Below are 24149 nucleotides of genomic sequence, written 5' to 3'. Positions count from 1 at the left end.
AACATAAACATTTAGAAGGAACATTTAATGAATAAAACCGCGTTTCCGTAAATCGAAAACGCGGTTGTTTTGTGGTTATAAAACCTTTGCGACAACTACCTCTAATGCTTGAGCGAAATCGGCGATTAGATCGTCAACATGCTCAAGTCCTACTGAGAAACGTAAAAGTCCATCAGTAATACCACGTTTTGCACGCTCCTCAGGCTCCATTGCAGCATGACTCATTTTAGCAGGGTAGGATAAAATCGATTCAACACCGCCAAGAGAGACAGCGAAAACTGGAATTTTCATCGCCTCTACTAGCGCTTTTGCAGCTCCATAGCTTGGTAAACGGAAGGATAGTACTGCACCTGCACTCGTGGATTGACTATGATGAATCTCATAACCAGGATGTGATGTAAGTCCCGGATAGTATACTTGCTCGACAAGGGGATTTGTAGCTAAAAACTCTGCAATCTTTTGTGCCGATTCAGCAGAACGACTAAAACGTACATCGGTTGTTTTAATATTTTGCAATAGAGTAAAGCAGTCCTGTACACCTAATATATTGCCAAATGAATTTTGGATAAAGTACAGATCCTGACCAAGTTTTTCGTCAGCTGTTACTGTCAATCCCGCGATAATATCAGAGTGCCCAGATAAAAACTTTGTCGCACTATGAATAACAACATCGACACCTAGCTCAAGTGGACGTTGGTGTAAAGGTGTCATAAACGTATTGTCTAAAAATGTTAAGCAATTATACTGCTTGGCAAGTGCTACGACTCCGCGAATATCAGTGATGCCAAGTGTTGGATTTGACGGTGTTTCCATATAGAGTAGCTTTGTAGCTGGTGTAATGGCTGCTTCTACTGCTGCTAAATTTGTGAAATCAACGAAAGTATGAGAAATACCAAAGCGTGGTAAAACTTTAGAGACGAAGCGGTATGTCCCTCCATATACATCCTCCGTAATGACAATATGATCTCCCTGAGATAATAGCATTAATGCTGCAGATACAGCAGCAATCCCAGAAGAAAATGCATGGGCACGTACTCCGCCTTCTAGCTCAGCTACTGCTTTTTCTAATGCATCCCGCGTAGGGTTGCCAGAACGTGCATAATCATATTCGCCGAATTCATAGAAACTCTCCTGATGGAAAGTAGATGATACATACATAGGCACATTGACTGCACCTTTTTTATTTTCATAGCCGTCACGGACACCTGCGTGAATTAGACTTGTTTCAATATGCTGCTTCATTTTTAACCTCTTTTCTAAGGGTACCGAAAACTTGTTTTAAATCTGCAATTAAATCTTCAGCCTCTTCAACGCCAACAGAAAATCGTAGTAATCGGTCACATACACCACGTTCGATACGCTCCTCATAAGGCATATCCGCATGTGTTTGAGTAGCTGGATATGTAATAAAGCTTTCAACACCACCAAGGCTTTCAGCAAAAGTAATTAGCTTCAAGTTTCGAAGGAATGGGTCAATCCACTCCGCCTTTGCCAAGCGGAATGAAAGCATGCCACCTTTTCCTGTGTATAGCACGTCTGTTACAAGCTCTTCTTCCTCTAAATATGAGGCAATTGCTTTGGCGTTCGCATCGTGCTGCTTTAATCGAAGATGCATCGTTTTTAATCCGCGAATAAGTAACCAGGAATCCATTGCACCTAAAACCATACCGCTACCATTATGAATAAAGCCAATACGTTCGGCTAATTCATTACCTTTTGCGACAACTAAACCAGCTAACACATCATTATGTCCGCCAATATATTTAGTAGCTGAATGAATGACAATGTCTGCACCTAGTTCGATTGGACGTTGGAAATATGGTGTGTAAAACGTATTGTCGACAATTAACCAAGCCCCATGCTTGTGAGCTAATTCTGCATATACTTGCAAATCAAATTCCTGCATAAGCGGATTTGTTGGCGTTTCTATAAATAGAGCACGCGTATTGTCGTTGATTAATGCTTCTACCTGTTCAACTGATTCAAATTTTGAGTAGACAGGCTTAATATTGTATGTGTCTTCAAAGAAATTAAAAAGTCGATATGTACCACCATATAAATCATCAGGCACCACTAATTCATCACCAGGCTTAAACAAGGATAGAACTAATTGAATAGCTGCCATCCCAGAGCTACAGGCAAAGCCCGCATCTCCGCCCTCTAAATCGGCAATTCCTGCTTCTAATAGAGCACGAGTTGGATTTTTTGTACGTGTATAATCAAAACCAGTGGATTCACCGATACCTGTATGTTTATAAGCTGTCGATAAATGGATAGGTGGGCTGACAGCGCCAGTTCTAGGATCACTTAAATTCCCAAGTTGTACAAGTTTTGTTTCAATACTTCTGCTGTTTGTCATGTCGTCACTCTTTTCTTCATCATAATAAAAGGGGAATCTATTACTTCTTTTCCCCATAATCTCAATAATTGTTACCAATTTAACATGTATACTAAAGAAGAACAAGATAATTTCAGAAAATTAGTGATATTATTTATGTTAAATCATCTAGGGATAGTAGGAAATGTGAGAGGGAGGAAGAAACGATGAAACATTGGTTAGTAATAGGCGGAACAGGAATGCTAAAGGATGTTTCTTTATGGCTTATACAGCAAGGAAATCATGTAACCGTTATCGGGAGACAACAAAAGAAAATGCAAAGTTTGATAAATGAAGCTAACTATTCTTCGAAATTATCACCGTTAATAGTTGATTATACGAACTATAATAGCTTTACAACGGCGTTAATGGGGTCTCAAGAAACACATGGTTCATTTGATGGTGTTATTGCTTGGATTCATGGCTCTGATACAAGAGTCAGGGAGTCGCTTTTTAGAGCAATTCCTAACACGAAGAATGTGATTTTATACCATATTAAAGGGAGTAGCTCTTACGTAAATAATGAACATACAAAAAATTATATCCCTTCTAATATAACTTATAGAGTGGTGAAACTTGGGTTTATCATTGAAGACAACAACTCTTCAAGATGGCTAACAAATAGTGAAATTGCCCAAGGAATTATCGATGCAATAGAACAAGAAGTACCGGGAAAACATGTAGACGTTTTTGAACCATGGAATTTACGACCTTAAAGAAAAAAGAATCTGCCTATTACCTCGGTATAAGTCGAGGTAATTAGACAGATTCTTTTCAACTTCTTGCAGCCCACTGAAATGCCGAGGCATAATTGATTTCAATTTAAGCGTGTTCTTTTTTTAATAAATCTCGAATTTCTTTTAGAAGCTCTTCTTTAGTATCTAATTCTGGTGTTGGTTCTTCCACAACAGCCTCTTCTTTTTTACTAGTTAGCTTAGTCATAATTCGTAATGCCATGAAAATTGCAAATGCGATTATTAAAAAGTCAAGAATTGACTGTAAAAATACGCCTAATTTTACTTGAGCGTCACCTGAGCCATACATAAAGCTTTTTGTTAAATCAATACCACCAGTTAAGACACCGACTAATGGCATAATGATATTTTCAACTAAAGAGGTAACAATTTTACCGAAAGCACCACCAATTACAACTGCTACTGCTAGATCGACAATATTACCCTTCATAGCAAATTCTTTAAAGTCTTTCCACAAAATCAATTCCTCCTATTATTATCCATATAAAATAATCGAATTATATTTTACTATATTTTCCCCTCCCTTTTCAACTATTAAAGTAGTGGTAATTATATACCGAAAAATCTGCTATATAATCAAAAATTTTGGTAATATAGAAATAGAATAAAAGATTAGGTGTGACATATGACTAAAAAAAAGAAGAAAAAACCAATGCTATCGCCTTCCGCTCAATTGGGCATGATAGCTTTATTAATACCAATAGCGATAACTGTTTGTGTTTTCGCTTTTTTGGCATGGAAGGAGCTACAAACATTACCTATATTTGAAAAATTAGCACGGGAAAAAGCACTAGAAGAAATTCAACAAAATTTCGATATGAAAATTCCCGAGCAATATATTCCGATCTATGTAGCAGCAGAAGAGAAATACGGCGTACCTTGGACTTTACTTGCTGCCCATCATCGAATTGAAACACGATTTTCCTCAATGAAGTCGCTTGTTTCACCAGCTGGGGCAGAAGGACCGATGCAATTTATGCCTTGTACTTTTGTCGGCTGGCAACATCCTTCCTGCTCGGGGTTAGGAAAAGGGGATATATCGAAGGCTGAATTAATAAATCCAGAAACCATTAAAAAATATGGTGGGTATGGCGTAGATGCTAATGGAGACGGCATAGCAGATCCTTATGATATTGAGGACGCTATATTCAGTGCTGCGAATTATTTATCGAAAAATGGTGCAGCAGATGGTCATATAAAGCAAGCTGTTTTTAATTACAACCATAGTGATGAGTATGTTAAAAAGGTGTTACATTATTTCAATTTGTATAATGACTATCATGATGAGCTAAAGGAAGCAGTCGTTTATAAAGAAAAGTAAAATATCTCTATTACGATTTAGCAAAATATGGGCGGTTTCCTACATGGCACTTCCTTGGGGGCGTCCGATGAACCACTTCACTGCATGGTCTTTTGGCCAACATGGTGTTGGTCACGAAGGCGTTATCACAGGATATGATGGTTTTAGGCTTTGTTCTTCTATTGCTAATTGCCAAGGAGTAGCCCTGCCTCACAATCAACCACATCTCCTTTTATGTAATTTAAATCATTTGTTGTTATAAAAGGGGAATTCGATAATGGATATTTTACATGCGAAAAGGACTCAACAAATTCATGTAAAACGTATCATTTTATTTTCAAAAATATATGTAAAGAGCCATCAAAAATGATGGCTCTTTATTACATATTTAGGTTGCTTTACGCATACTTTTTAGAATAATGCTTACGATGAAGATCAGAACGACCGCACCGATTAATGCTGGGAATACGTAAAAGTTACTAACTCGCCAACCCCAGTTGCCAAGAACCATACTACCGATCCAAGAACCCACAACCCCTGCAACAATATTTCCGATGATGCCGCCAGGTACATCTTTACCTAAAATTACGCCAGCTAACCAACCTAATACTCCGCCGATGATTAAATACCAAATGAAGCTAATCATTTTTTTCATCTCCTTAAAATTAAGATATAATGGCGATTGTTTAGTTATGCCCTGAATGAAGTAAATTAACCGCGTCTCGCTTCGTTAGTAATTATTACAAATTCACGATAATGTTTGTCATTCAGCATTGTTTTTTTGAACGTAGCAGCACGTACAGAAGATTCCCGTTTCTGAAGATGGAACGCGAAAATGAATTACTTAACAACTGTTGCGCCTAATGTATGTTCAAAATGACGTAATGCCCATTCATGACCTGCAGCATCAAAACTTGCAACACCATCTGCATAAACAACAGTTGAAATGCCCAAATTATAAGCATCAACTGCTGTATGTAAAATACAAATATCAGTACAAACGCCAACTAAATGAATTTCTTTGATTCCTCGCTCATTCAATAAAATCGATAAATTGGTTCCGGCAAAAGCGCTATAACGAGTTTTATCGAGCCACAAAACTTTATCCTTGTGAAGCTTATAAATTTCGCCAACTTGCCCAAATAAATGACGTCCTTTAGTGCCGCGAATATTATGAGGGGGAAATAGCTTTGTTTCAGGATGGAACGGATCATCTTCCTCATGTAAATCATTCGCAAAAACGACAAATTCGTTTTCAGTCATAAATTTTTGAATTAAGGATGAAATTTTTTTATCTAATGCTTGACCGGGCTCTCCACAAGTTAGTTTTCCATCAGAAGCGACAAAATCATACGTATAATCAATGACTAATAAAGCCTTTTTCAACCTTTTCACTCTCCCTATAGGTATAATTTCACTTTTATCATGCCATATTTGGGCCTGTTTGTCAGAAAAATGATTCTTATTTAATATTACGAATAGTTTGAAAATTGATTTTTCTGAGAGTATAATGTGAAAAAAGGAGAGTGGTCTATATGAATATGACAGCTATGAAACGTTTAAATCGCCAAGGATTACTGATTGCAGGCATACATCTGCTAGTATTGTTAAATTTAGCAGCGGATTTCATATTTTCCTCGTAATCTCTTAACATAATAGAAAGGTGAGTTAAATGCTTGTCCATTATTAAAACAACCGTGAAGGCAAATTTGATTATATGTCCACGGTTGTTTTTTATTGTTTTAATATAATTTTTAACATGAATATTAAAGACAAAGTACAAATAAAGGAATGATAGCATGACCACTAGATTTAATCACGCGTTTCATGAACTAGAACGTCCATTTGCTTGGTTGGATTTTGATGCATTGGATCACAATGTTTCAACTGTACACAATGCTTGTGGACAGAAAAAAATACGTATCGCTACGAAATCAGTTCGTTCTGTGGAGATATTACGTTATTTACAAGAGAATCTACCCAATGTGACGGGATTTATGACGTTTACAGCGGCAGAAACAATATTTTTACTACAACAGCATTTTGATAATTTATTAATAGGATATCCGGTGATGGAGGTAGCTGCTGTTCGTCAGATATTACTTTTCATAAAGGCGGGAAAAACGGTCACCTTTATGGTGGATAAGCGGGAACATGTCAGATTTTTGGCGGAGCTAGGGCAAGAGCTAGGTGTCCGCGTGCAAGTATGTATTGATATTAATGTATCTAACGATTTTAAGTTGCTTTATTTTGGTACAAAACGCTCTTCGCTTCATTCACTTGAGTCACTTACACCATTCCTCGACTATATTAAAAATCAAGAATTTATTAAGGTGGTTGGAGCGATGGGCTATGAGGCTCAAATAGCAGGAGTCGGTAATCGTCCAGTCAATGCTGTTAAAGGGAAATTTATTGAAGTAATGCAATTGCAAGCTAAAAAGCAAGTTACCCAGTTTCGTAGAATAGCAATTGCGCATATAAAAGCGTATTTTCCAAGCTTGCACTTTGTGAATGGTGGTGGTTCAGGGAGTATGGCATACACGGCACAACAGAAGGAAATAACAGAAATTACGGTTGGCTCTGCATTTTATGCTCCAGCTTTATTTGATCAATTTACGCATCTACAGCTGGAAAAGGCAGCTGGATTTGCTTTAAGTGTAACAAGAAAGCCAGAAAGAAATATTGTTGTTTGTCATGGTGGAGGTTATACGGCGTCTGGGGCAATTGGTGCTGATCGTTTACCGGTATTCTATGAGCCGACCTTTTTTTCATATCTTAGTCTAGAAGGAGCAGGAGAAGTTCAAACACCCGTTAAAGTAAAGCGTAAAACAGTTAATATAGGAGACACGCTTTATTTTCGACATGCGAAGGCTGGTGAACTTTGTGAAAGATTTCAAGAACTACATGGAATTAGAGGAGACAAGTATGTAGGAACTTATACAACCTACAGGGGGGATGGACAATGTTTTCTATAGATAAGTGGAAAAATGGTGAGAAGTGGACAAACTGGGCTGGTAATGTCATCTCTTATCCATCTGAGATGTACCTGCCTCGCTCTATTGAAGAGGTTACAAATATCTTGAAGCATGCACGTGAATTAGGAAAAACGGTTCGTGTCACAGGTGCAGCTCACTCCTTTAGCGCTGTTGCGATGCCTGAACATATAGCACTTTCTTTACATAATATGCGTGGGCTTATAGCTGTAAATGAGGAGAAGCAAGAGGCGACACTTTGGGCTGGAACGTATTTATATGAAATAGGCCCATTGCTTGCGAAGCATGGATTTGCCCTTATCAATATGGGGGATATTCAAGAGCAAACGATTGCAGGAGCAGTGTCAACGGGTACCCATGGAACAGGTGTAACACTCGGTTCGTTATCCTCAGCTGTAACAAGATGGGGGTTTGTAGATGGTACAGGTACTTATAGAGAGCATACGAGAGGAATGGATGATTTATCAGAAGCTTTGCATGTTTCACTTGGTATGCTTGGTGTGTTTGTGAAAGTAACGATCAAGGTGATACCTCTTTATAGCTTACATTATGTGAGCACAAGGGATACTTTAGCAAATGGGCTGGCGATGTTTGCTGAAGATATTCGACAGCATCGACATGTTGAATGGTTTTATTTCCCGGGTAGCGAAACCATTCAAGTGAAGCGCATGAACGCTATAGCGCCTGTTTATCAGAGTAATTGGAATAAGAGAATCGAAACATTGAAGCTTCAAATAGTAGAGAACGGTGCTTTTTTTGCTATGTCTGAACTTTGTAAATGGAAGCCTGTGTTAAGTGGCGCTATGAGTAAATTAGCAGCAGCCAATGTTGTGGAGGGAGAGAAAACGGGGATAAGCTATGAAATTTATCCGTCTCCACGTAGCGTTAAGTTCCAAGAAAGTGAATATGCTATTCCGTTAGCACAATTTGGAGCATGTATAGAAGAGATCCACGCAACCTTTAAAAGTGGGATTTTTAATGTGCATTTTCCGGTAGAATGTCGGACAACGGCAGGGGAAGCTGGTTTTTTAAGTCCTACCCAAGGACAAGAATCAGCGTTTATTGCTTTTCATATGTATAAAGGAATGCAGGAAGATCCTTATTTTGAATGGGTCCATACGATGATGAAGAAATATAAAGGACGACCGCATTGGGGCAAGCTAAGTCATTTAACTGCTAAATATGTCTACGAGCTATACCCAGATATCGAAAAGTTTTTAGCCATTCAAAGACAATATGATCCTGATCATGTGTTTTTGACAGGGTATTTAAGAAAATTATTTACTTTATAAGCGCTATCTCGCTAAATAGCTGTCCAACCACTTTTGGAGGATTTGGCAACATTATTGATAGATTATTTTAAAAAATAAAATTTGAACGAAATGTCAAAATATTCTTCGGAGCGAGATAAAAATGACACTTAATCAGCATGAAAACGATTTCAAATTTTATGTATTATTTAAATTGTTCAAACAATTCTAAAAATACTGTTGACTAGACCTTTTTTTCGTACTATGATTACAACAATTTAACACGTTCGTTACAGCAGCTAGTAATCTCCTAAGAGATTAACATATACGCAAAAATGGAATAGACAGAACATTTCGTATATAGCAACGAACATAGCAATAAATGAGGGGCGTTTAAAATGAGAAGTGACATGATTAAAGTAGGCGTAGATCGTGCGCCGCATCGAAGTCTTTTATATGCAACAGGCAAAGTAAAAGCGAAAGATTTAGGTAAGCCATTTATTGGTGTTTGTAATTCATATATCGACATTATACCAGGTCACGTCCATTTACGTACATTTGCTGATGTTGTCAAAGAGGCCATCATTGAAGCGGGTGGTATTCCATTCGAATTTAATACAATCGGTGTAGATGATGGTATTGCAATGGGGCACATTGGTATGCGTTATTCTTTACCGAGTCGTGAAATTATCGCAGATTCTGCTGAAACTGTTATTAATGCACACTGGTTCGATGGCGTATTTTATATTCCTAACTGTGACAAAATCACACCGGGAATGTTAATGGCAGCAGTTCGTACTAATGTACCGTCCATTTTCGTATCTGGTGGTCCAATGGAGGCAGGAACATCTGTTACTGGCAAGCAATTGTCATTAACATCCGTTTTTGAAGGTGTAGGGGCTCATAAATCAGGCAAAATGTCAGCTGAAGAGCTGTTAGATATTGAAAACAATGCATGCCCAACATGTGGTTCATGTTCAGGAATGTTTACTGCAAACTCTATGAACTGCTTAATGGAAATGCTAGGGGTGGCTTTACCAGGTAATGGAACAATCGTAGCTACTTCTGAAGAGCGCCATAAGCTTATTAAAGAAGCTGCTAAACAATTAGTCCGTATGATTAAAGAGGACATCAAACCTCGTGACATTATTACTAAAGAAGCAATTGATGATGCATTTGCACTTGATATGGCGATGGGGGGATCGACAAATACAGTCCTTCATACACTAGCAATCGCCAATGAAGCTGAAATCGATTATAACATTGAAGATATTAATAAAGTGGCAGAACGTGTGCCATATCTAGCGAAAATCATGCCTGCTTCAGATATTTCAATGGATGATATTAATAAAGCAGGTGGCGTTAGTGCCATTATTAATGAATTAGCATCTATCCCAGGTGCCATTCACCCAGATCGGCCAACAGTTGCAGGTGTAACAATGGGTGAGCTTGTAAAAGATTATCATATTACAAATGCTGAAGTTATTCGTACGAAAGACAATCCATATAGCCCAGTTGGTGGTTTATCAGTGTTATTTGGTAATATTGCGCCAGATGGTTCTGTTATTAAAGTAGGAGCTGTAGACCCTTCTATTAAAGTATTCAGGGGCGAAGCAATCGTCTTTGATTCACAAGAAGCCGCACAAGAAAATATCGATAACGGGACAGTTAAAGAGGGCCATGTAGTCGTCATTCGCTACGAAGGACCAAAAGGTGGCCCAGGGATGCCTGAAATGCTTGCACCAACGTCTGCGATTCAAGGCCGTGGTCTTGGCACAAAAGTTGCGTTAATCACAGATGGACGTTTCTCAGGTGCATCTCGTGGTATTTCAATCGGACATATTTCACCAGAGGCAGCAGAAGGCGGTCCAATCGCTTTAGTAGAGAACGGTGACATTATTACGATTGATCTACCAAATCGTACTATTAATTTAGAAGTTTCAGATGAAATATTAGCTGAACGTCGTACAAAACTACCGGAATTTGAACCGAAAATTAAGCGCGGTTGGCTAGCAAGATATTCAAAATTAGTAACAAGCGCCTCTACAGGTGGCGTTATGAAAATTTAAAAAGATAAAGCGTTGATGAGGTTAAAGGTTCTAGAGCCTTGTATTACCAGAGAGCCGGTCGTGCTGGAAGCCGGCAATACAACTAGATCCGACATCCCCTCTGAGTGAGCTATTAAACGCGTGTTCGCCATTAGATAGCTCCGGGCATAATCGAAAGTGCTCGTTATTAATGAATAAATAATTTATGACACCGTATTGGATGCGAATGATTTCGCATTGGTGCATAAATGCTGATATTTATTCACGAGGTAGCAATTATTTGCTATAAAAAAGGGTGGTACCATGGAAAGTCTTTTTCATCCCTACGTAAGGTAATTCTTTGCGTGTGGAGAAAAAGGCTTTTTATTTTTTTTAGGACGTTAAAAGAGTCTGTCATCTCTTTTCAAGGAGATAGCCAGTTTGTAATACTTCAATGATGCACATGACTGATGTGAAATTGAATGATAAGAAGGAGGCATATTTGATGAGTACGAATGTTTCTATCAATGAGAAAGAAGAATTAGCAACAACGGTAAAAGCTGAACAAACCTATCAAGCGAAAGATGGTGCTGACGTATTAGTGCAAGCACTGCATGAACAAGGTGTTGAAATTGTTTTTGGTTACCCAGGTGGAGCGGTACTACCAATCTATGATGCAATGTATAAAAATCCAATTCGTCATATTTTAACTAGACATGAACAAGGTGCAATCCATGCAGCGGAAGGTTATGCGCGTGTTTCAAATAAAACAGGTGTTGTTATTGCGACAAGCGGTCCTGGGGCAACAAACTTAGTAACTGGTATTGCTGATGCAATGATTGATTCCATCCCATTAGTTGTATTCACAGGTCAAGTTTCAACATCTGTGATTGGTACAGATGCTTTCCAAGAAGCGGACATTATGGGAATTACGACACCCATTACGAAACACAATTATCAGGTACAGGATGTTAATGATATCCCGCGTATTGTTAAAGAGGCTTTCCATATTGCCAGCACTGGTCGGAAGGGTCCTGTTGTAGTGGATTTCCCGAAAAACGTTTCTCAAATGCTATTTGATGTGGAGAATCCACCACAGGCTCCTGATGAAATCTATTTACCGGGTTATCAACCAACATACAAACCGAATTATTTACAAGTTCAAAAGGCCATTCAGGCGATTTCACTGGCCAAAAATCCCATCATTTTAGCTGGAGCTGGTGTCCTCTTTGCAGATGCTAAAGAAGAGTTAACAGCATTCGCTGAAAAATATCGAATTCCAGTAGCAAACACTCTATTAGGACTGGGTTCAATTCATGGAGAGCATGAATTATTCCTAGGTATGGCAGGAATGCATGGAACTGCAACAGCGAACACAGCTATTACAAAATCAGATTTACTGTTGAATATCGGAGCTCGCTTTGATGACCGTTTAACTGGTAATTTAGCAACATTTGCTCCAAATGCAACAATTATACACATCGATATTGATCCAGCGGAAATTGGAAAAAACGTGCCGACAGATATTCCAATCGTTGCAGATGCCAAAGAAGCATTAAAAGCATTATTGAAAAAGGACTTTGATGGTCCTGATACAACTGAATGGCTAGCGTACTTAAATAATCATGCAAATGAATATCCATTATGGTACAGCAAGGAGCCAGGGGACAAAGAGATTTTACCGCAGGAAGCACTAGAGCTTGTGCATAAAATTACAGAAGGTGACGCAATTGTTACTACAGATGTTGGCCAGCATCAAATGTGGGCTGCGCAATATTATCGCTTAAACAATGATCACGGATGGGTAACGTCTGGTGGACTTGGTACGATGGGCTTCGGCTTCCCAGCTGCAATTGGCGCCCAATTTGCGAAACCAGACAAAAAAGTTGTTTCCATTGTAGGTGATGCAGGATTCCAAATGACTGCGCAAGAGCTTTCCATACTACAAGAATTCAACTTACCGGTAAAAGTAGTGATTTTAAATAATAGCTGTCTAGGAATGGTACGCCAATGGCAAGAAACATTTTATGAGGAGCGTTATTCATCTTCATTAATGCCGATCCAACCAGATTTTGTTAAATTAGCGGATGCATATGGTCTTAAAGGCTACCGAATAAACACAATCGATGAAGCGGAAAGTATTTTCCGTGAGGCACTACTTTCCGATGAGCCAGTATTAATTGATTGTCGTGTAAAACAGAGCCAATGTGTTTACCCAATGGTAGCACCAGGCAAAGGCCTACATGAAATGATTGGGGTGAAAAAGAATTGAAACGAGTAATTACAGTAACAGTGATTAACCAAAGTGGTGTGTTAAATCGTGTAACAGGCTTACTTATGAAGCGTCAATTTAATATTGAATCAATCACAGTTGGTCATACAGAGCAACCAAACTTTTCGAAAATGACTTTTGTTGTAAACGTTGAGGATGAGCGTAAAATTGAACAGCTAGTGAAGCAATTATCGAAGCAAATTGATGTATTAAAGGTCAATGATATTACAGATAAATCAATCGTGCTACGCGAGTTAGCGCTTGTGAAGGTAATTTCACCACCAAACTTACGACTAGAAATGAATTCAATAGTGGAACCATTCCGTCCTCAAATTATTGATACAGCGAAAAACGTTGTCACATATCAAGTAGTAGGCGATCCAGATAAGATTGATGCCTTTATTGAACTAATTCGACCTTATGGTATTAAAGAATTAACGCGTACAGGGGCTACTGCATCTGTTCGTGAAACACAAAAAATCTCAAATACGCAGCTCTCTATTTTAAAATAGTTTGCATATAAAATTCACAGCTTTGGATGCATAGCCCTTGTTGGCTTACTTGCATCTGAGGTTGAAAAAAACAAACCCAAAATTAGGAGGAAAAAACAATGGCTACTATGTACTATGAACAAAACATCAACGAGGAAGTATTAAAAGGAAAGAAAATCGCAATCATCGGTTATGGTTCACAAGGTCATGCACATGCATTAAACCTTAAAGAATCAGGATTCGATGTAGTGGTAGGAGTTCGTCCAGGCGGATCATTCAATGCAGCAAATGCGGATGGAATAGATGTAAAGACTGTTGCGGAAGCAGCGCAAGAAGCAGATGTTATCCAGATTTTACTTCCAGATGAGCGCCAAAAAGCGGTATATGAGGCTGAAATTGCTCCACATCTTGAAGCGGGTAAAGCACTTATGTTTGCACACGGCTTTAACATTCATTTCGGTCAAATTACACCACCAGCAGATGTAGACGTATTCTTAGTTGCTCCGAAAGGTCCAGGACACTTAGTTCGTCGTCAATTCCAAGAAGGTGCTGGTGTACCAGGTTTATTCGCAATTCATCAAGATGCAACTGGTCAAGCAAAAGATTTAGCTCTTGCATACGGTAAAGGAATCGGTGCAGCTCGTGGCGGTTTACTTGAAACAACATTCAAAGAAGAAACTGAAACTGATTTATTCGGTGAGCAAGCTGTACTTTGTGGCGGTGCTACACAATTAGTTAGAGCAGGATTTGAAACTTTAGTAGAAGCAGGCTACCAGCCAGAGCTAGCATACTTTGAAACACTTCACGAACTAAAATTAATTGTTGACCTTATGTTTGAGGGTGGTATGGCAACAATGCGTTACTCAGTATCAGATACAGCAGAGTGGGGCGACTATGTTGCAGGCCCGCGCATTATCGATGACTCAGTTAAAGCTCGTATGAAAGATGTATTAACGGATATCCAAGATGGTACATTCGCTCGCCGTTGGATTCAAGAAAATGAAAACGGTCGTCCAGAATATACAAAATTCAAAGAAGCTGGTGCAAACCACCAAATCGAAGAAGTTGGTGCTAAATTACGTGCTATGATGCCATTCATCAACGAAGGTAAAGAAAAGGTCGTAAGAGAAGTGGCTGCAAGTACGAAAAATTGATATTTTCGATACAACACTTCGCGACGGCGAACATCTGCTGGTATTAATCTAAACACAGCAGAGAAGATTGAAATCGCCAAGCAACTGGAGCGCCTAGGAGTGACAATTATTGAAGCAGGTTTTCCTGCTTCGTCACCAGGTGACTTTGAGGCGGTAAATCGTATTGCAGAAACAGTGAAACACTCTATCGTAACAGGCTTAGCTCGTTGTGTACAAAAAGACATCGGCACAACGTGGGAAGCGATTCAAGTGGCCGAACAACCACACATTCTTATTTTCCTAGCAACTTCCCCAATTCATATGGAATACACGAACGCTTCTTACTGAGGAACAAGTTCAAATAGAAGATGTTCCACTCTACGAATTAAAGATGGTACAGGTACAATATGGTACAGAAAATATACCAACAGCAACAGCGATTGTTTTAACACCAGAAGGTTTAGAAAAGACAGTTGTGGCAACGGGTTCGGGTTCGGTAGAAGCTATTTTCAATACACTTGAGCAACTTGTTCAAGGAGATATTCATGTGGTTGATTATCGAGTTAAGTCGGTTGGTAAAGGACGAGATGCATTAGGCGAAGCTGTGATTAATATTCGATATGATGGTATGTCAACAACCGGACGAAACTCATCACAGGATGTTTTAGCAGCATCGGCAAAAGCTTATTTAAATGCCATTAACCGTCATTTAATCCAAGCAAGCCTTCGTACACAATCTGTAAGTTAATCAATGTCAGCAATTTTAATAGTAGTGAATAGAGTCAACATCATTCACATCCAAACGCAATGATTCCGATTACGTGTAGTCGTAATATTGATGACCTCACCTATAAATATAGGTGAGAGTCTTACTAAAATAGCGTAGTTCAACGCTATACAAAGAAAGGTGTTTTGACGATGGAGAAAAAAATTACAGTACTTCCTGGTGACGGAATAGGGCCAGAGGTTGTTGCTTCTGCTGTACGTGTATTGCAGGTGATTGGTAAGCGATTCAACCATACATTCCATTTAAGTTATGCAACAATCGGAGGCGCTGCCATCGACCAACACAATAATCCACTACCAGATGAAACAATTGAGATGTGTGAAAATAGTGACGCAGTTATACTAGGAGCCGTTGGTGGTCCGAAGTGGGATAATAATCCACCGGAATTACGTCCAGAAAAAGGATTATTACGCATTCGCAAACATTTCGATTTATTCGCAAATCTACGTCCAGTAAAGGCGTTCCCGAGTTTACTAGATGCTTCACCATTAAAGCGTGAAGTAGCCGAAAACGTCGATTTAATGATTGTACGTGAATTAACAGGCGGCGTATACTTCGGGGAACCACGTATGCGTACTGAAAATGGCGCGATAGATACAACTGTTTACTCAACTGCTGAAGTTGAACGTATCGTTGAAAATGCCTTTGAATTAGCACGTTTACGTGGGGGCAAATTATGCTCTGTTGATAAAGCGAATGTACTTGAAACAAGTCGTTTATGGCGCGAAGTTGTAGAAGCGAAGAAAAAAGAGTATCCAGATGTGCTAGTAGAGCACAATTTAGTAGACTCAGTTGCTATGAAATTAATTACAAATCCTAGTTATTATGATGTGGTCGTTACTGAAAATATGTTTGGAGATATTTTAAGTGATGAAGCATCTGTTATTACAGGCTCTTTAGGCGTTCTACCATCTGCTTCTATTCGCGGAGATAATTTTGGTCTATATGAACCAGTACATGGCTCAGCACCAGAAATTGCAGGTCAAGGTGTAGCGAACCCTGCCGCAACCATTCTTTCAGTTGCCATGATGCTACAATATTCATTTGGCTTAAAAGAAGAGGCTTCAGAAATCGAACGTGCTGTAAGTGCAGTATTTGATGATGGCTATTTCACAGCAGATCTTGCACGTGATGGTAGTCGTATACTATCGACGAATGAATGGACAGATAAAGTCATTAACGAGATAGATACAAGCTTTGTTTCAGAAAGCATTATGACAACATACATTTAAAGAAATAGGTGAAGATAATGGGCAAAAATATAATTGAAAAGATTTGGGATAAACATGTCGTTTATCAGGAAGAGGGCAAACCGGACCTGTTATATATTGATCTCCATTTAATTCATGAAGTAACTTCTCCACAAGCCTTTGAAGGTCTACGATTGAACGGACGTAAAGTACGTCGCCCAGATTTAAGCTTTGCAACAATGGATCATAACGTACCTACAAAAAATCTACCAACGATTCATGATTTGATTGCGCGTAACCAAATCGAAACGTTAGCTAAAAATGCTGAAGAATTTGGCGTTGAACTTGCAGGAATGGGGCATCCTGACCAAGGGATTGTTCACGTGATTGGACCAGAGCTAGGTTTAACGCAGCCTGGTAAAACGATTGTCTGTGGTGACTCCCATACGTCTACACATGGTGCGTTCGGAGCGATTGCTTTCGGTATTGGAACATCTGAGGTAGAACATGTATTGTCAACACAAACTCTATGGCAAAACAAGCCGAAAACAATGGAAATTCGTGTAGAAGGTGAGCTTCCGGTAGGTGTAGCTGCCAAAGATATAATTTTAGCGATTATTTCGAAATTCGGTATTGGTGTTGGCACAGGACATATTGTGGAATTCACTGGAGAGGCTATCCATAAGCTTTCTATGGAAGAACGGATGACAATTTGTAATATGTCAATCGAAGCGGGTGCAAAGGCAGGACTAATTTCTCCTGACCAAACGACTGTTGACTATATCCGTGGTCGCAAACATGCACCACGAGGAGAAAAGTTTGAGGAAGCAGCAGATTATTGGGTAAGCTTAGCGTCCGATGAAGATGCAACATATGATACAGTTCGTATTATACAAGCAGAAGAAATTGAGCCAATCATCACTTGGGGAACGAATCCGTCAATGGGTTCAGGTGTTTCAAGTAATGTACCAACACAGTCAGAGTATGAGGATGAGTCAGATAAAGCAGCTCTTCGCAAAGCACTTGCCTACATGGGCTTAGAGGAAGGTCAACCATTAACTTCAATCGATATTCAACACGTATTTATCGGTTCTTGCACAAACTCACGCATCAGTGATTTACGTGCAGCTGCAAATGTCATCGAAGGGCGTAAGGTACATAAAAATGTAACAGCGCTCGTTGTGCCAGGCTCCTATTCGACGAAAAAACAAGCAGAAGCAGAAGGATTAGATAAAATCTTTACAGATGCTGGCTTTGAATGGCGTGAGACAGGTTGCTCAATGTGTCTGGCAATGAATGATGATGTAGTACCAGCGGGTGAACGCTGTGCATCAACATCAAATCGTAACTTTGAAGGACGCCAAGGAGCTGGTTCTCGTACACACTTAGTATCACCTCCAATGGCAGCAGCTGCAGCAATTGCTGGTCACTTTGTGGATGTACGTGAATTCGTAAAGGAAACTGTGTAAATGCCATTTACACGGAAGGGATGATTGCAAATGGAACCAATTAATATCGTAAATAGTGTAATAACACCACTCGATCGTAAAAATGTCGATACAGACCAAATTATTTCAAAAGAGTTTTTAAAGCGTATTGAGCGTACAGGTTTTGGTCAGTATTTATTTTACCATTGGCGCTTTGATGGAGAGGGCAATGAAATTAAGGACTTTGTATTAAACAAACCCGAATATAAAAACTCTAAAATTTTAGTAGCTCAAGATAACTTCGGCTGTGGATCATCTCGTGAACATGCACCATGGGCTATCTTAGACTATGGCTTCAATGTAGTAATTGCACCATCATTCGCAGATATTTTCCATAATAACTGCTTCAAAAATGGAATTTTACCAATCAAACTAACTGCAGCAGAGTGTGATGAGGTTCTAGCTAAAGGCTTAGAAAATCCGTATACGATGGAAGTCAATTTAGAAGCGCAAACAGTAACGGGTGAAGATGGTGTAATTTATAAATTTAGCATCGATCCTTACTATAAAGAAACATTGCTGAATGGTTGGGATGAAATTGCGCTAACCTTCAAATACGAAGAACATATTGCTGCTTACGAAGCAGAACGTGTTGTATTTTAATAGATTGAGGGCTTACCTTTTGACTGAAGACAAATTTGTTGTCTTCAGTTTTTTTGTTGCTTAAAGAAGGTTTGCTTTGAGTGAAGGGGAAACTGCTCAGGGAGCAGGAAGAACTCATAGATTGGTAAATGATTATTCCTTGCTACATTTCATAATTCTAATAAAAAGCGACTTTAGTTATTTGAATGTTTATTTTAAATAAACGCAACAAATTGAAGTAATATTTTGATAATATATAAATAGAGTTATGGGGAATAAATGGAATGCTACCCAGTTTATTGTCACGACACTATAAGTTAGCAATGAAAAAACGTATCTCGTGTATATAAGTTGGAACGGAAATTAACTAACGTTTGGTGTTGAGTCAGTTAAACATTTACAAGAAAAGCTTTTGTGAGAAGTAAAAAAGGGGGGAACTATAAATGAAAATCCTTCGAAAATACAGCTTATTAATTGGAGGCTTAGGTTTTTCTAATTTAGGGAACTGGATTTACCTTGTTGCGCTAAATTTATTAATATGGCATTTAACGCAATCGCCGGCAGCGATGGCTGGAATCTTTATTGTCGGACCAATAGCAAGAGTTTTAACAAGTTTGGTAGCTGGCTCTTTCATTGATCGTATGAATAAACGCAAGTTGATGATTGCAACTGATATTATACGAGGTTTCATAGTTTTTTGTATGCCGTTTATGGAATCTATTTGGCTCATCTATATGCTGTTATTTTTAGCGAATATAGCGAGTAGTTTCTTTGGACCGAGTAGTACATATTATATTACAAAGCTAGTTCCCTCAGAAGATAGACAACGATTCAATGCAATACTTGGCACGTTCAATTCAGGCTCGTTTTTAGTAGGTCCAGCACTTGCAGGACTCCTCATCATGCTTTTTAATACAACAATTACGATTTGGTTAAACAGCTTTACATTTTTTGTTTGTGCTTTGATCATATACTTATTACCTGATGTAGATGATGTGAAGGAAACTTCACTGCAACGTATTACTTGGCAAATACTAAAAAGTGACTATCTAGCGGTGATAGCTTTCATTCGACAAAATTCATTATTTATAACGATTTATTTACTGTTTCAAAGTACATTAATGATTGCATTTGCACTTGATTCTCAGGAAACAACATTTATAAAGCAAGATTTGGCTTTATCCGATAGCTTATATGGAGTCTTTGTGAGTAGTGCAGGAGCCGGAGCAATTTTAGGTGGAATGGTTGCTGCAAGCTTCGCCAAAAAATGGTCCACTCGGTCATATATGGCTTTTGGCTTGTTGCTAACAATGCTGTTTTATACAGCTTTTTATGCCTTGACATCGAGTATTTTGGCATTTGTAAGTTTTGTTTTTTTAGGCTTTTTTATGGCATTTAGTAATACTGGTTATGAAACATTCTATCAGCAAAATGTACCGCCTGAAATGATGGGGAGATTTGGCAGTATTTCTAGTGTTTTTCAAAATATTTTACAAATCTCCTTTACTTTACTATTAGGTCTGTTTGCAGAATTATTTACACTTCAAATGACGGCAATTATTTTCGGTATTATAAGTATTTTATTGTCGCTCTCATTATATTTTGTACTATATTCCCCGAAAAACTACATCGGGTTAAAGGAGGAAGTATCATGATTAGCTATAAGGTTCATTGTATTTTTTGTAAGAAAATATTTGAAGTTGTAGAAGGCACAAGGAAGTATAAACTATATAAAGAAAATATGGACGGGAAGTTTTCCTGTGAAGATTGTGATAGGAAAATTGAATTAGAGGCAAGGAAAGGTTTATTGGGAAAACTTTAACCTCTTTTAGCAAGTGGTTATTATACCGAAAGCGACAGGTACAGAAGTCTCCCACCTTTATAGGAGGTGAGATGAATGCGATTTAAATTACTTTTTAGTGAGAGTCCAAACGTCCGCTGAAATAGAGGAACTCAGTCGAAGAACGCCACGTCCTGTGGCAATGACTGAGGAGACCAACATCCTGTCGCTGCCGCTACGTTGCACTGCGCTTTCGCACAAAAAACATCCTGTCGCTACCGCTACGTTGCACTGCGCTTTCGCACAAAAAACATCCTGTCGCTGCCGCTGCTTTCGCACAATAAAACCTATGTTGGCCCAAAGCCTCCGGCGGATGTCACGGAAATCGGAAAGGAGTTCTTTGTGCGAGGACAAAGCCGATTCCGGACGCAATTATGTCGAGGCATAATTGATATAGGGTGATGAAAAACTGCATTGCAGAACATTGAGTAAGAAGATCAGTATCCCATAATTTTCAAATGTAAATGGCCTGTCTTTCCACTTCTTTCTCAGTTAAAATGGAAAAATAAGATGGAAGGTAGGTCAAAAGATGATTACAGTTATAGGTAGCATAAATATGGATTTAGTTGTACAAATGGGGGTTTTTCCAAAGCAAGGTGAAACGATCCTTGGTAAAGATTTTCAAACGATTCCAGGAGGAAAAGGGGCTAATCAGGCAATTGCTGCTGCACGTCTTGGAAGTGAAGTCACAATGATAGGCTGCGTAGGCTTCGATAGTTTTGGCGAAACATTGCGCAATGTTTTACAGCAAGAGCATGTTCAAACTGAAGCTATTACAAGCGTATCGGCACCTACGGGGATTGCTAATATTTTAATCTACAATAATGATAACCGTATCATAGTAGTACCAGGGGCAAATTATGAGTTAATGCCTGCGCATATAGAGGCAGCGAAAGAAATCATTCAAAAAAGTCAAATGGTAATTATGCAGCTAGAAATCCCAACGGAAACGACTGCTTATGCAATAAAACTTTGTAAAGAAGCGAATGTACCTGTTTTATTAAATCCTGCACCAGCGGCTAATTTTGATGTGCAATGGATGGAGGATATTGCCTATATCACACCAAATGAAACGGAGTGTGCCGAAATTTTTGGAGATGATGTTGAACAAATATTAGAAAAGTATCCTAATAAAATGATTATTACGCTAGGTAGTGATGGCGCACGCTATTTTGATGGTGAATATCCTATTCATGTTCCGGGCTATTTAACGAAAGCAGTAGATACAACAGGTGCAGGTGATACGTTTAACGGTGCACTCGCTTATGCTTTAGTAGAAGGGCAATCATTGGATCAGGCAGTGTATTTTGCAAATATTGCAGCTTCATTATCAGTGGAGAAATTCGGTGCACAAGGTGGTATGCCAACACTTGGAGCGCTTTACTCACGTATGGCTGGAATGGAAGAATGAAGGAAAGACTAACTCTCTTACGAATTTATAATAATAATTTTTATTTCTTTTAGTCTGAATGAATAATAGTATCTGAGATAACTCGTTTAAAAGCATAAGATTTATTACCTATTTGTGACGTTTGCATTTAAGTATATTGTCCTTTTTTGTCGTTATTTCTTAGTACTATATATTAATAAATGAATATTTTCATTTATAATAACTTTAGATACATACGAAAAGAGGTTTTGGGGATGACAAATATTGGTGATGTTCCGATCGAATATACAGCCTCAGCGAATAATATTTTGCCACAGCTTGTTGATCATTTGCGACAATTACATGGCATTATTGTACAAAATACTTATGTAAAAGATACAGCTAAACATTTAAATCGTATCATTCAAGATGCTAACAACGAAACGATGATTCTTATTGTTGGGAAAGAGCGTGTTGGAAAAACAACACTTGTAAATGGACTTCTAGGACGTCAAGTTTTGCCTGTTAGTGATCAGCATCCAACAGGGGTAAATACATTTTTGCGATACGGTGAACATGAAGAAATAAAGGCTTATTTTTTAGATGGCGTTGTAGCAATATTTGATATGAGCAAGCTAGAATTATTGACAACTAGCGATACTTTTGCATCTCAAATACTACGAGAACATTTAGATTACTTAGAAGTATATTTGAAAAACGATTTATTAAAATCAGTAACAATTATTGACTCTGTTTCATTGGAAGCTGGGGGAGGAGAAATGGCCTACTTCCCAGAGGCATTGATGAACCGTGTTGATGAAATCTTTTGGGTATTACGCTCAGGTTCGATGGCTATTTATCCTGAAATATTATTGATGGAAACGCTAAAAAACAAAGGTGTTGAGCCTCTTTGTGTAATCAATGCCATAGATTCAAATGACAATACGCAGGCGTTTATTAATGCTGAGAGAGAACGAATTGGGCATTTAATAAGTGATTTTGTTGCTATCTCTGCAAGAGAAGCGATTGAAGCTAAACAGACTAAGAGTGATGAGCTTTGGGAGAAAAGTCAGTATGAGCAATTAATTTCAGAAATTCATCGGGTTGCAGAAAATAGTGATAAGAAAACGTATGGCATTTTAATTCGCTTCTTGCAATGGCTTGAACGATTCCGCTTCGAATTAACTGTTATTCCACAAAGAGATCCATTCCAATCTGCAGTTGAGAACATTGAAAAGTATGCAGGCGATACGCAATACGAATTTTCACGCTATCAACGTGATTTAGCGATTGTAACTGAATATGAGCAAGAATACGAGCAGGTTGCCAACGTATTTGAAAATGTTCAAACATTATACCAACTTTTACAAACCATTTCACAAAATGATTATTTTCAAGATGAAATTGTGGAAAGCTTTACAGAAAAGGCTGTTTTTTATCAACAAATGTTACGGGAATACCGTAATATGCATAGCGATTATATACGTGAATATGATCGATTGGACGCTCAGCATAAAAAAATTCACGGAAAAGGTCTTATGAAAGCTATTTTTGGTCAGCATACACAAAATGGATTTTTCAAGGAACGTGTTAACAAGTTAAATGAGCAGCAAGTTGTTTGTATTGCACAATATGAAAAAGTGCAAGAAGCGGAGGCAACGATGCTTCAGTCCATTTATTCAATACAAAGTTATCTTATGGAGTTAACGAAAAAACGTTTGGAACGCATTGAGCAAAAAGTGCAAGAGCTAAATCACCAACGTTCAAAAGAAAAGCGCCAATTAAAGTTATACGCAAATAAATTAAATGAATTTTCTTGTTTAATTGAGGCGCAGGGCTATATTAAAGAAAATATTCAACCATTTTTAATGGACGAACAAATGCCGTTAAAAGAAAAAGATATTTTAATGCTAAAAGAAACGATTAACAGTATTATAAGCATTGACCTGACAAATAATGGGCTACTTGCACGTAGTCAAATGAACAATAAAATGGAGAGCATCGCAATTCCTTTCGATGTTCAGAAAAAATATCCATTACATACGTTAGCTTTAACAGAAGTAGATGTAAAATCAAACGATATACCAGAAATACCGAAAAAATTAGATATTCAATATGAAGAATAAATGTTAAAAGAAAATGTTCTAAAATTAATTTATAATTTTAGAACATTTTTTTAGGTTCTATAATATTTGTTGGGGTATTCACACAATTACACGCATAAAAAAAGCACAGATTCACTGATTTATATATACTTGAATTGTCGAGAAACAAGTAATAGAAAGGTGAACTGTGC

20 protein-coding genes and 1 pseudogene are annotated in these 24149 nt (G+C 38.3%); 16 read left to right on the top strand and 5 right to left on the bottom strand.

All coding sequences use genetic code 11. The annotated features are described in order from the left end of the window. Window positions 1–75: 75 nt before the first annotated feature. Both C7Y47_RS00870 and C7Y47_RS00865 read right to left on the bottom strand, forming a co-directional pair. Window positions 76–1242, bottom strand: a complete 1167-nt coding sequence (locus tag C7Y47_RS00870; RefSeq protein ID WP_142507039.1) for an aminotransferase class I/II-fold pyridoxal phosphate-dependent enzyme — start codon at window positions 1240–1242, stop codon at window positions 76–78. Continuing rightward, entirely contained in the window at window positions 1226–2359 is a 1134-nt protein-coding gene (locus C7Y47_RS00865) for a methionine biosynthesis PLP-dependent protein (protein ID WP_142507038.1), read from the bottom strand. The genes C7Y47_RS00870 and C7Y47_RS00865 overlap by 17 nt, the downstream gene beginning before the upstream one ends. Window positions 2360–2544: 185 nt before the next feature. Between C7Y47_RS00865 and C7Y47_RS00860 the strand changes: the two genes are divergently transcribed. Beyond that, window positions 2545–3093, top strand: a complete 549-nt coding sequence (locus C7Y47_RS00860; protein ID WP_142507037.1) for a short-chain dehydrogenase — start codon at window positions 2545–2547, stop codon at window positions 3091–3093. Between the two features lie 106 nt (window positions 3094–3199). Here C7Y47_RS00860 and mscL read toward each other — a convergent pair whose 3' ends face one another. Next, on the bottom strand, window positions 3200–3589 hold the full coding sequence (gene mscL, locus C7Y47_RS00855) for a large conductance mechanosensitive channel protein MscL (RefSeq protein WP_142507036.1): 390 nt from the start codon (window positions 3587–3589) through the stop codon (window positions 3200–3202). Between the two features lie 168 nt (window positions 3590–3757). Here mscL and C7Y47_RS00850 point away from each other — a divergent pair, with 168 nt between their 5' ends. Further along, window positions 3758–4453, top strand: coding sequence for a lytic transglycosylase domain-containing protein (locus C7Y47_RS00850; protein ID WP_142507035.1), 696 nt, complete (start codon window positions 3758–3760; stop codon window positions 4451–4453). Between the two features lie 367 nt (window positions 4454–4820). Here the strand turns inward: C7Y47_RS00850 and C7Y47_RS00845 are convergent, their stop codons facing one another. After that, window positions 4821–5078 (bottom strand): GlsB/YeaQ/YmgE family stress response membrane protein, encoded by a 258-nt coding sequence (locus C7Y47_RS00845; protein ID WP_142507034.1) that lies wholly within the window; start codon window positions 5076–5078, stop codon window positions 4821–4823. A gap of 194 nt (window positions 5079–5272) precedes the next feature. Continuing rightward, on the bottom strand, window positions 5273–5818 hold the full coding sequence (locus C7Y47_RS00840; protein WP_142507033.1) for a cysteine hydrolase family protein: 546 nt from the start codon (window positions 5816–5818) through the stop codon (window positions 5273–5275). A gap of 413 nt (window positions 5819–6231) precedes the next feature. Here C7Y47_RS00840 and C7Y47_RS00835 point away from each other — a divergent pair, with 413 nt between their 5' ends. The 14 genes and pseudogenes from C7Y47_RS00835 (at window position 6232) to C7Y47_RS00775 (ending at window position 23979) form a co-directional block, all read left to right on the top strand. Continuing rightward, a complete protein-coding gene (locus C7Y47_RS00835; RefSeq protein WP_142507032.1) occupies window positions 6232–7407 on the top strand; it encodes an amino acid deaminase/aldolase in 1176 nt (391 codons plus the stop codon). After that, on the top strand, window positions 7395–8717 hold the full coding sequence (locus tag C7Y47_RS00830) for a D-arabinono-1,4-lactone oxidase (protein WP_142507031.1): 1323 nt from the start codon (window positions 7395–7397) through the stop codon (window positions 8715–8717). The genes C7Y47_RS00835 and C7Y47_RS00830 overlap by 13 nt, the downstream gene beginning before the upstream one ends. Window positions 8718–9073: 356 nt before the next feature. Further along, window positions 9074–10744, top strand: a complete 1671-nt coding sequence (gene ilvD, locus C7Y47_RS00825; protein WP_142507030.1) for a dihydroxy-acid dehydratase — start codon at window positions 9074–9076, stop codon at window positions 10742–10744. Window positions 10745–11207: 463 nt separating this feature from the next. Beyond that, window positions 11208–12974 (top strand): biosynthetic-type acetolactate synthase large subunit, encoded by a 1767-nt coding sequence (gene ilvB, locus C7Y47_RS00820; protein WP_142507029.1) that lies wholly within the window; start codon window positions 11208–11210, stop codon window positions 12972–12974. Beyond that, a complete protein-coding gene (ilvN, locus tag C7Y47_RS00815; RefSeq protein WP_049664470.1) occupies window positions 12971–13486 on the top strand; it encodes an acetolactate synthase small subunit in 516 nt (171 codons plus the stop codon). The genes ilvB and ilvN overlap by 4 nt, the downstream gene beginning before the upstream one ends. Window positions 13487–13584: 98 nt before the next feature. Then, complete coding sequence (gene ilvC / locus C7Y47_RS00810; RefSeq protein WP_142507028.1) at window positions 13585–14619, top strand: ketol-acid reductoisomerase; 1035 nt, start codon at window positions 13585–13587, stop codon at window positions 14617–14619. Continuing rightward, window positions 14600–15346: pseudogene (locus tag C7Y47_RS00805) on the top strand (alpha-isopropylmalate synthase regulatory domain-containing protein). Before ilvC ends, C7Y47_RS00805 begins: the two are co-directional and overlap by 20 nt. 170 nt (window positions 15347–15516) lie before the next feature. Then, complete coding sequence (leuB, locus tag C7Y47_RS00800; protein WP_142507027.1) at window positions 15517–16617, top strand: 3-isopropylmalate dehydrogenase; 1101 nt, start codon at window positions 15517–15519, stop codon at window positions 16615–16617. A 17-nt stretch (window positions 16618–16634) separates the two neighbouring features. After that, window positions 16635–18044 carry a 3-isopropylmalate dehydratase large subunit gene (gene leuC, locus C7Y47_RS00795; protein ID WP_142507026.1) on the top strand — a complete coding sequence of 470 codons (1410 nt, stop codon included), beginning with the start codon at window positions 16635–16637 and terminating at the stop codon, window positions 18042–18044. Window positions 18045–18074: 30 nt separating this feature from the next. Then, window positions 18075–18665, top strand: a complete 591-nt coding sequence (gene leuD / locus C7Y47_RS00790; protein ID WP_142507025.1) for a 3-isopropylmalate dehydratase small subunit — start codon at window positions 18075–18077, stop codon at window positions 18663–18665. A gap of 422 nt (window positions 18666–19087) precedes the next feature. Then, complete coding sequence (locus C7Y47_RS00785) at window positions 19088–20299, top strand: MFS transporter (protein WP_142507024.1); 1212 nt, start codon at window positions 19088–19090, stop codon at window positions 20297–20299. Then, the gene (locus C7Y47_RS24780; protein ID WP_185903359.1) at window positions 20296–20466 is read left to right on the top strand and encodes a hypothetical protein; all 171 of its coding nucleotides are present in this window, start codon (window positions 20296–20298) and stop codon (window positions 20464–20466) included. Before C7Y47_RS00785 ends, C7Y47_RS24780 begins: the two co-directional genes overlap by 4 nt. Before the next feature lie 547 nt (window positions 20467–21013). Beyond that, window positions 21014–21895 carry a ribokinase gene (gene rbsK, locus C7Y47_RS00780; protein WP_142507023.1) on the top strand — a complete coding sequence of 294 codons (882 nt, stop codon included), beginning with the start codon at window positions 21014–21016 and terminating at the stop codon, window positions 21893–21895. Between the two features lie 233 nt (window positions 21896–22128). Further along, window positions 22129–23979, top strand: a complete 1851-nt coding sequence (locus C7Y47_RS00775) for a dynamin family protein (RefSeq protein ID WP_142507022.1) — start codon at window positions 22129–22131, stop codon at window positions 23977–23979. Window positions 23980–24149 lie beyond the last annotated feature (170 nt).

It is taken from the genome of Lysinibacillus sphaericus (genome assembly GCF_006864135.1).
In the GTDB taxonomy this organism is placed as follows: Bacteria; Bacillota; Bacilli; order Bacillales_A; family Planococcaceae; genus Lysinibacillus.
Note: the sequence above shows the minus strand (reverse complement) of the source record. Positions and strands in the feature narration are given on the sequence as shown.